General features: G+C 52.8%; 13 protein-coding genes. 7 read left to right on the forward strand and 6 right to left on the reverse strand.

Features of this window, described 5'->3' with window-relative positions:
* From AC0TOY_RS20635 to leuL, 6 genes are all read right to left on the reverse strand, one after another.
* Positions 1-891 carry a cation diffusion facilitator family transporter gene (locus AC0TOY_RS20635; protein ID WP_473722478.1) on the reverse strand — a complete coding sequence of 297 codons (891 nt, stop codon included), beginning with the start codon at positions 889-891 and terminating at the stop codon, positions 1-3.
* 163 nt (positions 892-1,054) lie between these two features.
* Positions 1,055-1,660, reverse strand: coding sequence for a 3-isopropylmalate dehydratase small subunit (leuD, locus tag AC0TOY_RS20640; protein ID WP_048989656.1), 606 nt, complete (start codon positions 1,658-1,660; stop codon positions 1,055-1,057).
* 10 nt (positions 1,661-1,670) lie between these two features.
* Positions 1,671-3,071 carry a 3-isopropylmalate dehydratase large subunit gene (gene leuC, locus AC0TOY_RS20645; RefSeq protein WP_048989655.1) on the reverse strand — a complete coding sequence of 467 codons (1,401 nt, stop codon included), beginning with the start codon at positions 3,069-3,071 and terminating at the stop codon, positions 1,671-1,673.
* Positions 3,072-3,073: 2 nt separating this feature from the next.
* Complete coding sequence (leuB, locus tag AC0TOY_RS20650; protein ID WP_048989654.1) at positions 3,074-4,165, reverse strand: 3-isopropylmalate dehydrogenase; 1,092 nt, start codon at positions 4,163-4,165, stop codon at positions 3,074-3,076.
* Entirely contained in the window at positions 4,165-5,736 is a 1,572-nt protein-coding gene (gene leuA / locus AC0TOY_RS20655; RefSeq protein ID WP_024907451.1) for a 2-isopropylmalate synthase, read from the reverse strand. Before leuA ends, leuB begins: the two co-directional genes overlap by 1 nt.
* 91 nt (positions 5,737-5,827) lie before the next feature.
* Positions 5,828-5,914, reverse strand: coding sequence for a leu operon leader peptide (gene leuL / locus AC0TOY_RS20660; protein WP_071787438.1), 87 nt, complete (start codon positions 5,912-5,914; stop codon positions 5,828-5,830).
* A gap of 606 nt (positions 5,915-6,520) precedes the next feature.
* Between leuL and leuO the strand changes: the two genes are divergently transcribed.
* The 7 genes from leuO (at position 6,521) to ftsL (ending at position 13,616) form a co-directional block, all read left to right on the forward strand.
* Entirely contained in the window at positions 6,521-7,465 is a 945-nt protein-coding gene (leuO, locus tag AC0TOY_RS20665; protein WP_050597746.1) for a transcriptional regulator LeuO, read from the forward strand.
* 380 nt (positions 7,466-7,845) lie between these two features.
* Positions 7,846-9,570, forward strand: coding sequence for an acetolactate synthase 3 large subunit (ilvI, locus tag AC0TOY_RS20670; protein WP_473722479.1), 1,725 nt, complete (start codon positions 7,846-7,848; stop codon positions 9,568-9,570).
* Between the two features lies 1 nt (position 9,571).
* Positions 9,572-10,063 carry an acetolactate synthase small subunit gene (gene ilvN, locus AC0TOY_RS20675; protein ID WP_008501994.1) on the forward strand — a complete coding sequence of 164 codons (492 nt, stop codon included), beginning with the start codon at positions 9,572-9,574 and terminating at the stop codon, positions 10,061-10,063.
* A 179-nt stretch (positions 10,064-10,242) separates the two neighbouring features.
* Positions 10,243-11,250: a catabolite repressor/activator gene (gene cra, locus AC0TOY_RS20680; RefSeq protein ID WP_008501993.1), complete on the forward strand. Its 1,008-nt coding sequence runs from the start codon at positions 10,243-10,245 to the stop codon at positions 11,248-11,250.
* A 601-nt stretch (positions 11,251-11,851) separates the two neighbouring features.
* Positions 11,852-12,310 (forward strand): division/cell wall cluster transcriptional repressor MraZ, encoded by a 459-nt coding sequence (gene mraZ, locus AC0TOY_RS20685; protein ID WP_021240528.1) that lies wholly within the window; start codon positions 11,852-11,854, stop codon positions 12,308-12,310.
* A 2-nt stretch (positions 12,311-12,312) separates the two neighbouring features.
* On the forward strand, positions 12,313-13,254 hold the full coding sequence (gene rsmH / locus AC0TOY_RS20690; protein ID WP_021240527.1) for a 16S rRNA (cytosine(1402)-N(4))-methyltransferase RsmH: 942 nt from the start codon (positions 12,313-12,315) through the stop codon (positions 13,252-13,254).
* The gene (gene ftsL, locus AC0TOY_RS20695; protein ID WP_008501989.1) at positions 13,251-13,616 is read left to right on the forward strand and encodes a cell division protein FtsL; all 366 of its coding nucleotides are present in this window, start codon (positions 13,251-13,253) and stop codon (positions 13,614-13,616) included. Before rsmH ends, ftsL begins: the two co-directional genes overlap by 4 nt.
* Positions 13,617-13,631: the final 15 nt, after the last annotated feature.

A 13,631-nucleotide genomic window follows, 5' to 3' on the forward strand; every position in this document is an offset into this window, starting at 1 on the left:
TTAGCGAGCAGGATCAATATGCGTCATCACGTTCAGCACATTGAATTTTTGCATCACGTTGTTTCTGGCATTGACGGCAATCTGATGCCCTTCTTTTACGCTTAATTCGCCGTTAACTTCCAGATGGACATCAACAAGGGCTAAATCGCCCATCTTGCGGGTTTTTAAATCATGGAGTCCGATGACACCCTCGGTGGAGAGAAGACAGGTTTTGATATCATGCTCCAGCTCGGGTTCAAGCGAACGGTCCATCAGGTCGTGCAGGGCATCGGCAGAGAATTTGTAACCCATATGGGCGATAAATATCCCAACAATCAGGGCCGCAATCAGGTCCATCGCGTGAAAACCCACTAAATTCCCGGCAATACCGATGGCGACAACCACTGACGAGGCTGCGTCAGAGCGGGCATGCCAGGCATTGGCTATCAGCAGCGAGGACTGAATACGTTTTCCCGCGGCATACATGTATCTGAACAGGCTTTCCTTCACCACCAGCGCCAGTATCGCCACCCACAGAGCGGCCCCTTTCACCAGCTGATGCGTCTCGGGGTGAAGCAGTTTATTCCCTGCGGACCAGAGCATCCCGACTCCCACAAGCAGCAGAATAGCGCCAATAATGAGCTTTGCTCCGTTTTCGAAACGCAGATGACCGTAATGATGATCGATATCAGAGGCTTTCTGACTCTTTTTATTTGCAATCAGAACGACAAAGTCAGAGGATAAATCGGAAAGAGAATGAATCCCATCAGCAATTAATCCCTGTGATCCGGAGAATATTCCTGCAACTATCTGAAAGCCGGTGAGTAAACTATTTGTTATCACGCTCACTATTGTGCATTTTTGTATTTCATGAGAACGGAGATGAGACTCATTGCTATTTTTCTTTTCCATGATAAGTTCCGCTACCAGCTGATTGAGCGATTATTCTGCTCAGGGAACATTAAATTGACATTAAATATAACGTTATTATTGGCTGGGTTTGCGAAGTATTTACAGATGGAAGATGGGCATTGGGATAAAACACGGCCTGCAGAGTACACTGCAGGCCGGAGGATTATTTCATAAATGCGGGTTGTTTTTGTTCGTAAGTGGCAATCGCCGCTTCGTGCTGGAGAGTTAAACCAATGCTATCCAGACCGTTCAGCATGCAGTGGCGGCGGAAGGCATCAATGCTGAAGCTGTAGGTCTTATCCCCGGCTTTCACCACTTCGGCTTCCAGATCCACTTCAAACGAAATGCCCGGATTCGCCTTAACCAGCGCGAACAATTCATCGACCTGTTCATCGCTCAGCGTCACCGGCAGAAGCTGGTTGTTGAAGCTGTTGCCGTAGAAGATATCCGCGAAGCTTGGGGCAATGACCACCTTAAAGCCATAGTCGGTGAGCGCCCACGGCGCGTGTTCACGGGATGAGCCGCAGCCAAAGTTTTCCCGCGCCAGCAAAATGGAGGCACCTTTGTATTCCGGGAAGTTCAACACGAATTCCGGATTAGGCACTTCGCCCTTATCGTCGAGGAAACGCCAGTCGTTAAACAGGTGTGCGCCGAAACCGGTACGCGTCACCTTCTGCAAAAACTGCTTAGGAATAATGGCGTCAGTATCGACGTTCGCGGCGTCCAGGGGGACAACCCGGCCTGTATGTTGGGTAAATTTCTCTGCCATGATTGTCTCCTTATTTCAGGCTGCGAATGTCGGCGAAATGGCCGGTGACTGCCGCAGCGGCGGCCATTGCCGGGCTGACCAGATGGGTGCGCCCACCGCGGCCCTGACGGCCTTCAAAATTACGGTTGCTGGTGGAGGCACAGCGCTCACCCGGATTCAGGCGATCGTTGTTCATGGCCAGACACATCGAACAGCCTGGCAGGCGCCACTCGAAGCCCGCTTCGATAAAGATCTTATCCAGACCTTCGGCTTCCGCCTGGGCCTTCACCGGACCGGAGCCAGGAACCACCAGCGCCTGCACGCCTGGTGCCACTTTACGGCCTTTGGCAATTTCGGCGGCGGCACGCAAATCTTCGATACGGGAGTTGGTGCAGGAGCCGATAAACACTTTATCAATGGCGACATCGGTCAACGGCACGCCGGGCTTCAGCCCCATATAGGCCAGCGCTTTTTCCGCACTGGCGCGCTCGACCGGATCGGCGAAGGAGGCCGGGTCAGGGATGCTGTCGTTGACGGAAATCACCTGACCCGGGTTGGTGCCCCAGGTCACCTGAGGCGCAATCTCTTCTGCCTGCAGCGTGACAACGGTATCAAACGTTGCCCCATCGTCGGTTGTCAGGGTTTTCCAGTAGGCTACCGCGTCGTCAAAATCCTTACCTTTCGGCGCGTGCAGACGGCCCTTCACATAGTTGAAGGTGGTTTCGTCCGGCGCGACCAGCCCGGCTTTTGCGCCCATCTCAATGGCCATGTTGCACAGGGTCATGCGACCTTCCATACTCAGTGCCTGAATAGCGTCGCCGCAGAACTCAACGACGTGGCCGGTACCGCCTGCGCTGCCGGTTTTACCGATGATGGCCAGCACGATGTCTTTCGCGGTAATGCCAGGTGCCGCTTTACCCTTCACCTCAATCTTCATGGTTTTGGCACGGCCCTGCTTCAGGGTCTGCGTTGCCAGCACATGTTCCACTTCGGACGTGCCAATCCCGAATGCCAGAGCGCCAAACGCGCCGTGGGTCGCGGTATGGGAGTCACCGCAGACGATGGTCATGCCCGGCAGGGTGATCCCTTGCTCAGGCCCCATCACGTGGACGATGCCCTGATACGGATGGTTCAGGTCGTACAGCTCAACGCCAAATTCATTGCAGTTCTTAATCAGCTCCTGCATCTGGATACGGGCCATCTCACCCGAGGCGTTAATGTCTTTGGTCTGGGTGGAAACGTTGTGATCCATCGTCGCGAAGGTTTTACCCGGCTGACGTACCGGACGCTTGTGCGCGCGCAGGCCGTCAAATGCCTGAGGTGAGGTCACTTCGTGTACCAGATGACGGTCAATGTACAGCAGCGGGGTTTCGTTTGGCGCCTCGTAAACAACGTGCGCATCGAACAACTTTTCATATAACGTCTTAGCCATGATTACACCCCTTCAGCGACATAGCGGGCAATGATGTCGCCCATTTCATCGGTACTGACTGCCGCCGTGCCGCGTGCCAAATCACCGGTACGGACGCCTTTCTCTAACGCCCGGTTAATGGCGTTTTCAATTGCGGTTGCCGCATCGCCTGCATCCAGGCTGTAGCGCAGCAGCAGGGCCAGGGAGAGGATCTGCGCAATCGGGTTGGCAATGTTTTTGCCTGCGATATCCGGCGCGGAACCGCCCGCAGGCTCGTACAGGCCAAAGCCTTCTTCATTCAGGCTTGCGGATGGCAGCATGCCCATCGAGCCGGTGATCATCGCGCACTCGTCAGAGAGAATATCGCCGAACAGGTTGGAGCACAGCAGCACGTCAAACTGGGACGGATCCTTAATCAGCTGCATGGTCGCGTTGTCGATGTACATGTGCGACAGCGCAACGTCCGGGTACTGCTTAGCGACTTCACTCACAATCTCGCGCCACAAAATGGAGGACTGCAGCACGTTCGCTTTATCAATGGAGGTCACCTTATGGCGGCGTTTGCGCGCCGACTCGAACGCGATGTGGGCGATACGTTCGATTTCGAAACGGTGATACACCTCGGTGTCGAACGCTTTCTCGTGTTGTCCGCTGCCTTCGCGCCCTTTTGGCTGACCAAAGTAGATCCCGCCGGTCAGTTCACGCACGCAGAGAATGTCGAAACCGTTGGCGGCGATATCCGCGCGCAGCGGGCAGAACTCTTCCAGACCCTGATACAGCTTCGCCGGACGCAGGTTGCTGAACAGCTTGAAATGTTTACGCAGCGGCAGCAGCGCGCCGCGTTCTGGTTGCTCTGCTGGCGGCAGGTGTTCCCATTTCGGGCCACCGACGGAACCAAACAGCACGGCATCGGCATTTTCGCAGCCTTCCACGGTCGCTTTCGGCAGCGGCGTACCGTGGTTATCAATCGCAATACCGCCCACGTCGTAGTGGCTGGTGGTGATTTTCATCGCAAAACGCGTACGAACGGCTTCCAGTACTTTCAGCGCCTGTGCCATCACTTCCGGACCAATACCGTCGCCCGGTAACACAGCAATATGGTAATTCTTCGACATTACACGGTTTCCTTGTTGTTCTCTTTATTCTGAGCTTTGCGTTGCAACTCTTTTTCGACTTCGGCGGCGCGCCAGATGTTGTTCAGAACATGCACCATCGCTTTCGCGGAGGATTCAACGATATCGGTCGCCAGGCCCACGCCATGGAAGCGGCGGCCATTGTGGGTAACAACAATGTCGACCTGACCCAGTGCATCTTTGCCGTGGCCTTTGGCCGTCAGGTCATACTTCACCAGCTCCACGTCGTACTCGGTGACGCGGTTAATCGCCTGGTAGATGGCATCCACAGGGCCGTTACCGTTCGCGGCCTCTGCTTTAATTTCATCACCGCAGGCCAGCTTGACCGAGGCGGTGGCGATGTTGCTGGAGCCGGACTGCACGTTGAAGTAATCCAGACGGAAGTGCTCTGGCTCTTCCTGCTGCTTGTTAATAAAGGCCAGCGCTTCCAGGTCGTAGTCGAACACCTGACCTTTTTTGTCGGCCAGCTTCAGGAACGCGTCGTACAGCTGATCCATGTTGTAATCGCTGTCCTTATAGCCCATCTCTTCCATACGGTGTTTAACCGCCGCGCGACCGGAACGGGAGGTCAGGTTCAGCTGCACCTGGTTCAGGCCGATGGATTCCGGGGTCATGATTTCGTAGTTTTCGCGGTTCTTCAGGACGCCATCCTGGTGAATACCGGAGGAGTGCGCGAAGGCGCCAGTGCCGACAATCGCTTTGTTAGCCGGAATGGGCATGTTGCAAATCTGGCTGACGGTCTGGCTGGTGCGCCAGATTTCGTTGTGATTGATGCGGGTATGCACGTCCATGATGTCTTTGCGCACTTTGATCGCCATGATCACTTCTTCCAGCGAACAGTTGCCCGCGCGTTCGCCGATACCGTTCATCGCACCTTCTACCTGACGCGCACCGGCGTGGACGGCGGCGATGGCATTACCCACGGCCAGACCCAAATCATCGTGGGTGTGGACGGAGATAATTGCCTTATCAATATTGGGTACGCGGTCGTACAGTCCGGTAATGATGTTGGAGAACTCAAACGGCATGGTGTAGCCGACGGTGTCAGGGATGTTGATGGTTTTCGCACCCGCGTTGATGGCGGCTTCCACGACGCGCGCCAGGTCTTCGATTGGCGTACGGCCCGCATCTTCACAGGAGAATTCAACGTCATCGGTGTAGTTGCGTGCGCGTTTCACCATATACACCGCGCGCTCAATCACTTCATCCAGCGTGCTGCGCAGCTTGGTGGCGATGTGCATAGGTGAGGTTGCAATAAAGGTGTGGATACGGAACGCTTCGGCCACTTTCAATGACTCGGCAGCAACGTCGATGTCTTTCTCTACGCAGCGCGCCAGGGCGCAAACGCGGCTGTTTTTAATGGTGCGGGCGATAGTCTGGACGGATTCGAAATCACCCGGAGACGAGACCGGGAAACCGACCTCCATCACGTCGACACCCATACGTTCGAGAGCCAGCGCGATCTGCAGTTTCTCTTTTACACTCAGGCTTGCCTGCAATGCCTGTTCACCGTCACGTAAAGTAGTATCGAAAATAATGACTTGCTGGCTCATGGGTTAGGTCCTTGTCAGTCTTAGGGCGCCTTGCTACGAGCATAAAAAAACCCGCGCAGTGGCGCGGGTTTTTAGTCTTACTGGTGACGATTCAACGCTGAATTTCGCCCGCCAGTCTACCGCGCACAGTGAATGCGTTTAGTAGTAGTAGACCGGTGAAACGAATGGTGCGAATCATGAATCGTGCTCCGTTAAATTCAATATGCTTTTAGTGGTACTGGATACGGCCGTTCATGTCAACCCCTGACGATGAAAACGGGCCCGACAGACGGAATCAGCAGGGTATTCACTTTAGCTAATTGTGCTGGTTTTAGCTTTCGCGACCCGACTAATTGTCTAATTTTGGACTTAAGAAAAGAGTTGCAGAAACAAATAAATATAATTGTTTAAAAATGAGTGAAATGTCCTGAAGAGAATGCGTTGTGATTAAAAGGTTTTAATATCATTAAGTTATAAATGCAGTGAATCTGTTCCATAATGCTGAAAAGCGAACAGATATAACAGGTTGTTAACTAACTGTAGGGCGATAGCAATAACAGTTTAATAATACTTAAGTCATCATTAACCTGATGGCAATTGTATATTTGTTTGGTTTATGGTTTCATTCAAACCCTAAAGTCAAACATATCATTTGCGCTCATTAATTTTCGTTATTATAGAGTCTTTATATATTCCGAATTTTAAATAATTCTCTTTTGCTGATCGTGTTTGCATGGTAAATCATATTTTCGAGATGATTACCGTACGTGAGCAAAGGGAGTGTAGCGTGACAGTGGAGTCAGAAGTGTCAGAAAATAATATTAAACAACCTCAAGCTACTGATGGGATTAAACCGCAGTTACGCACGGTGGATCTTAATCTTCTGACGGTGTTTGATGCTGTCATGCAGGAACAGAATATTACCCGCGCGGCCCAGGCCTTGGGGATGTCACAACCTGCTGTGAGTAATGCCGTTGCCAGGCTTAAGGTCATGTTTAACGACGAATTGTTTGTTCGTTACGGAAGAGGGATCCAGCCTACGGCGCGCGCATTCCAGCTGTTCGGCTCCATCCGCCAGGCGTTGCAGTTGGTACAAAACGAGCTGCCGGGCTCGGGCTTTGAACCCTTAAGCAGCGAGCGCGTATTCCATCTTTGCGTCTGTAGCCCATTAGATAATTATTTAACGTCGATTATTTATAATAAAGTTGAAGAGATCGCACCAAATATCAATCTTGTTTTTAAATCATCCCTGAATCAAAACACGGAACATCAGTTACGCTATCAGGAGATTGAATTCGTTCTGGGGTATGAAGAGTTCCGTCGTCCAGAATTTTCCTGTGTGCCGCTGTTTAAAGATGAAATGGTTCTCGTCGCCAGTAAAAAACATCCGCGCCTGAATTCTCCGCTGCTAGAAAGCGATGTTTATAACGAGCAGCACGCCGTTGTTGCACTCGACAGATATGCTTCCTTTAGCCTGCCGTGGTATGACACTGCGGATAAACAGGCGAGCGTGGCGTATCAGGGCATGGCCATGGTTAGCGTATTAAACGTGGTCTCCCAGACGCAACTGGTGGCGATTGCGCCGCGCTGGCTGGCAGAAGAGTTTTCTGACCCGTTAAACCTGCAAATTTTACCTCTGCCGCTCAAGCTAAATAGCCGCACCTGTTATCTTTCCTGGCATGAAGCGGCGGGTCGGGATAAAGGGCATCAGTGGATGGAAGAGTTGCTGGTTGGCATCTGTCGCCGGTAAACGCATCAGGATAAATCGCATCGTTTTATGTGATTTATCCTGAGTTCTTTTAGATAATTGCTATTTTATTCTGTGGTGCTTTTTTTTGGGCTGCTCTCCGGCACGCAAAAATAGATGATTTCCTGCATTGTCGCGCTTTTCAGCGATGATTTATCACCCCATCCTCTATTCCCAGAGGAATTAACCATATCTCCTGTTAACGGCTGCTTTTTCTGCTTTACGCGCCGTTTATCTACCCGGGTTTGCTAATTGCCTGCCTCATAACGAGCGGTTAAGGTAAAGAACACTCTGCAAAATATAAGATTGGTTTATCCCAATCGTAAGACGGTGCGGAAATGAATTCGGCAGTCCGTCTATAACAAAATGCCTGGAGGCAAAGCATGGAGATGTTGTCTGGCGCGGAAATGGTCGTTCGGTCGCTGATCGATCAGGGCGTAAAGCAAGTGTTCGGCTACCCTGGCGGTGCGGTCCTCGATATTTATGATGCGTTGCATACGGTAGGGGGCATTGACCATGTTCTGGTACGTCACGAGCAGGCGGCGGTGCACATGGCTGACGGCCTGGCGCGTGCGACGGGTGAAGTAGGCGTGGTGTTAGTCACGTCCGGCCCCGGCGCGACAAACGCCATTACCGGCATTGCGACGGCCTATATGGACTCTATCCCGCTGGTGATCCTCTCCGGGCAGGTGGCAACCTCACTGATTGGCTACGATGCTTTTCAGGAGTGCGACATGGTCGGGATTTCGCGTCCCGTTGTGAAGCACAGCTTCCTGGTCAAGCAAACAGAAGACATCCCTGGCGTACTGAAAAAAGCCTTCTGGCTGGCGGCGAGCGGACGTCCAGGACCGGTGGTGGTCGATCTGCCTAAAGATATCCTGAACCCGGCAAACAAGCTGCCTTATGTCTGGCCGGAATCGGTCAGCATGCGCTCTTATAACCCAACAACGCAGGGGCATAAAGGTCAGATCAAGCGAGCGTTGCAAACGCTGCTGGCAGCCAAAAAACCGGTGGTCTATGTCGGTGGCGGGGCGATCAACGCTGCCTGCGAAGTCCAGCTTCGTGAACTGATTGAAAAACTTAACCTGCCAGTTGCATCGTCATTGATGGGGCTGGGGGCATTCCCTGCCACTCATCGTCAGGCGCTGGGGATGCTGGGTATGCACGGTACCTATGAAGCCAACATGACGATGCATCATTCCGATGTCATCTTTGCCGTCGGCGTGCGCTTTGACGATCGCACCACCAACAACCTGGCGAAGTATTGCCCGAACGCAACCGTGCTGCACATTGATATCGATCCTACGTCAATTTCAAAAACAGTGGCGGCTGATGTGCCGATCGTCGGTGATGCCCGTCAGGTTCTGGAGCAAATGCTGGACCTGCTGACCCAGGAGAGTGCAACCCAGCCGCTGGATGAGATCCGCGACTGGTGGCAGCAGATTGAACAGTGGCGCGCGCGTCAGTGCCTGAAATATGACACGCAAAGCGAAAACATTAAGCCGCAGGCGGTCATCGAAGCGGTGTGGCGACTGACGAAAGGTGAAGCGTACGTAACCTCAGACGTAGGGCAGCACCAGATGTTTGCCGCCCTGTATTACCCGTTTGATAAACCGCGACACTGGATCAACTCCGGTGGTTTAGGAACCATGGGCTTTGGTCTGCCTGCCGCGCTGGGCGTGAAGCTGGCGTTGCCGAATGAAACCGTCGTCTGCGTGACCGGAGATGGCAGTATTCAGATGAACATTCAGGAACTGTCTACCGCGCTGCAATATGAACTGCCGGTACTGGTGCTGAACCTGAATAACGGGTATCTCGGTATGGTGAAGCAGTGGCAGGATATGATCTACTCTGGCCGTCATTCTCAGTCATACATGAAATCGCTGCCGGACTTTGTTCGTCTTGCTGAAGCTTACGGCCATGTAGGCATGCGGGTAACCGATCCGGCTGAGCTGGAAGCGAAGCTCGCGCAAGCGCTTGAGCACGTTAAAAACAACCGCCTCGTCTTTATGGATGTGATTGTTGATGGGACCGAGCACGTTTATCCGATGCATATTCGTGGTGGTGGTATGGATGAAATGTGGTTAAGCAAAACGGAGAGAACCTGATATGCGCCGGATATTATCTGTTTTACTGGAAAACGAGTCTGGCGCACTGTCGCGCGTCATTGGTCTTTTTGCACAGCGCGGCTATAACATTGAAAGCCTGACCGTTGCTCCGACGGAAGACCCTACGCTATCGCGCATGACGATCCAAACCGTCGGCGATGCTAAAGTGCTTGAGCAGATTGAGAAACAGCTGCATAAGCTGGTTGATGTGCTGCGCGTGAGCGAGCTGGGGCAGGGGGCCTACGTTGAACGAGAGGTCATGCTGGTGAAAATCCAGGCCAGCGGCTACGGGCGTGAAGAAGTTAAACGCAATGCGGATATTTTCCGCGGACAGATTATTGACGTGACCCCTTCTCTTTATACGGTTCAGCTGGTTGGGACAAGCGACAAGCTGGATGCTTTCCTGGCATCAGTGCGGGACGTCGCAAAAATTGTCGAGGTCGCGAGATCGGGTGTAGTCGGTCTGTCACGCGGCGAGAAAATCATGCGTTAGTTGTCAAAAAGGTTCGCCTCTTTCTGCCCGGTCACCAAAGCCGGGCTTTTTTTTGCGTAATCAGCCGACAACGCAGATAAAAGCGGTTGCCGCGAAGGCTTTTCTGCGTTTAGATGTTAAAAGATTTAACCATAACCTTGACAGGGCCATGGACTCTTTTCTTTTTTTAAGGGGCAATTGTGAAACTGGATGAAATCGCCCGGCTAGCCGGCGTGTCACGGACAACGGCCAGCTATGTGATTAACGGTAAAGCAAAGCAGTACCGTGTCAGCGACAAGACCGTTGAAAAAGTTATGGCGGTGGTTCGTGAGCATAACTACCATCCGAATGCTGTCGCAGCCGGTCTGCGTGCCGGGCGTACCCGCTCTATTGGTCTGGTGATCCCTGACCTGGAAAACACCAGCTATACCCGTATCGCCAATTATCTTGAACGTCAGGCGCGTCAGCGCGGCTATCAGTTGCTGATTGCCTGCTCAGAAGACCAGCCTGATAACGAGATGCGCTGTATTGAGCATCTGCTCCAGCGTCAGGTGGATGCCATTATCGTGTCGACCTCCTTGCCGCCAGAGCATCCGTTCTACCAGCGCTGGGCGAATGACCCGTTCCCAATTGTGGCGCTGGATCGCGCGCTCGATCGCGAGCATTTCACCAGCGTCGTGGGTGCGGATCAGGATGATGCAGAAATGCTGGCCGCAGAGTTGAGAACGTTCCCCGCTGAAACGGTGCTGTATCTTGGCGCGTTGCCCGAGCTTTCCGTGAGCTTCCTGCGCGAGCAGGGATTCAGAACTGCCTGGAAAGACGATCCGCGCGAGGTTCACTACCTCTATGCCAACAGCTACGAGCGTGAAGCCGCCGCGCAGCTGTTCGAGAAATGGCTGGAAACGCATCCGATGCCTCAGGCGCTGTTCACCACGTCGTTTGCGCTGTTGCAGGGCGTCATGGACGTGACCTTACGCCGGGAAGGTAAACTGCCCTCCGATCTGGCGATTGCCACGTTCGGGGATAACGAACTGCTTGACTTCCTCCAGTGCCCGGTGCTGGCGGTAGCACAGCGTCACCGCGATGTGGCTGAACGCGTGCTGGAGATTGTGCTGGCAAGCCTGGATGAGCCGCGCAAGCCGAAACCGGGCCTGACGCGTATCAAACGTAATCTCTACCATCGCGGAATTTTAAGCCGCCAAAAATGAAAATGACCGGGGCGGCGAAATCTGCCCCCCTTTTGTTGCGATAATTCGTGCAGATAATTCCCGGAGAGAAATTAGGATAATTCTTGAGGGATCCTAATCACCTATTTTTCTTAATTCATTCTGGCTTTTAAATTGTCTTTTTAAGAACGTCCGGTCGATTTTAAACGGTATTCTTTGTATTATTTTGTTACAAACCCTTTTCGGTCAATGAATAATCAGACGTTTTTCCTCCTCCTTTGCCAGCTTACGTGGCAACCGCTGCGCTTACCGGGTGCCTGAGTGAATCTGGCGCTGTTATCCCCTGAGAATCTGTCATAAAATGCTGCCCGCGTCGCAAACTGACACTTTATATTTATCTGCGATGATATTGAGTGAGCTTTAACGCTAGTGTGCATATTCGGTTTTTTTCTTACAAATATTCATAACGTTAATTTTGCCTCGCCAGTTGTGCAGTTATTAACCAGGACTGTTTATCTCTGTAAATAGAGGGCTTCCGAGTCCTTATATGGAGAGTCCTGGCTTGACAAGCTTTTCCCTCGCTCCGTAAACTCCTTTAGGTGGGAATTTGTGGGTTAAAGTGGTGAGGAGGGGTGAGACTGGCATGTTCCGTGGAGCTACGTTAGTCAATCTCGACAGCAAAGGGCGTTTATCGGTACCAACCCGATACCGCGACCAGTTGATTGAGAACGCTGCGGGTCAAATGGTTTGCACCATTGACATTAACTCCCCCTGCCTGCTGCTTTACCCCTTGCCTGAATGGGAAATTATTGAGCAAAAGCTGTCGCGACTGTCGAGCATGAACCCGCAGGAACGCCGCGTACAGCGGCTGTTATTGGGACATGCCAGTGAATGTCAGATGGATAACGCTGGGCGATTACTGATTGCCCCTGTGTTGCGGCAACATGCCGGTCTGACCAAAGAAGTGATGCTGGTCGGGCAGTTCAACAAGTTTGAACTGTGGGATGAAACGACCTGGTATCAACAGGTCAAGGAAGATATCGACGCTGAGCAGTCTGATTCCGCGACATTATCGGAACGGCTGCAGGACTTGTCTCTATAAATATGATGGAAAATTATAAACATAAAACGGTGTTACTGGACGAGGCCGTAAACGGCCTGAATATTCGTCCGGATGGCATCTACATTGATGGCACGTTTGGTCGCGGTGGTCACTCACGTTTGATTCTCTCCCAGCTTGGAGAGGAAGGACGTCTGCTGGCAATCGATCGCGATCCGCAGGCTATTGCCGTTGCACAGACCATCAATGACCCACGCTTTTCCATCGTGCATGGACCTTTCTCTGCGCTCGCGGATTATGTCGCTGAACGCGGCCTGACGGGCAAGATCGACGGGATTCTTCTCGATCTTGGCGTCTCTTCACCCCAACTTGATGATGCTGAACGTGGTTTCTCCTTTATGCGTGATGGTCCGCTGGACATGCGGATGGACCCGACGCGCGGTCAATCTGCCGCTGAGTGGCTACAGACCGCTGACGAAGCCGATATTGCATGGGTCATCAAAACGTTCGGCGAAGAGCGCTTTGGCAAACGTATTGCGCGCGCCATCGTTGAGCGCAATCGCATTGAGCCAATGACCCGCACCAAAGAGTTGGCCGAAGTGATCGCGGCGGCGACACCGGTGAAGGATAAGCACAAACATCCCGCGACCCGTACCTTCCAGGCGGTTCGCATCTGGGTAAACAGTGAACTGGAGGAAATAGAGCTGGCGCTAAAAAGCTCGCTCGACGTGCTGGCCCCGGGTGGGCGGTTATCCATCATCAGCTTCCATTCGCTGGAAGACCGTATTGTGAAACGCTTCATGCGTGAACAAAGCCGCGGTCCGCAGGTGCCAGCGGGGCTGCCGATGACGGAAGAACAACTCAGGAAGCTGGGTGGCCGTCAGTTGCGAGCATTAGGCAAGTTGATGCCGGGCGAAGAAGAAGTGGCAGAGAATCCACGCGCCCGTAGTTCAGTGCTGCGTGTTGCAGAGAGGACGAACGCATGATCGGCAGAGTGACAGAGACCCTAAGCAAAGTTAAGGATTCGTTAGGAAGCAACGAGCGCCATGCCTTGCCTGGCGTGATCGGCGACGATCTTTTGCGGTTTGGGAAACTGCCACTCTGTCTGTTCATTTGCATCATTGTCACGGCAGTTACGGTGGTGACCACCGCCCACCATACACGTTTATTGACTGCGCAACGCGAGCAGATGGTACTGGAACGCGATGCGCTGGATATTGAATGGCGAAATCTGATCCTTGAAGAAAACGCGCTCGGCGATCACAGCCGGGTTGAACGGATCGCAACGGAAAAGCTGCAGCTGCAGCATGTTGATCCTTCGCAGGAAAATATCGTAGTACAAAAATAAGGGAAAACGCGACGC

This window comes from Enterobacter sp. PL_is379, assembly GCF_055817355.1.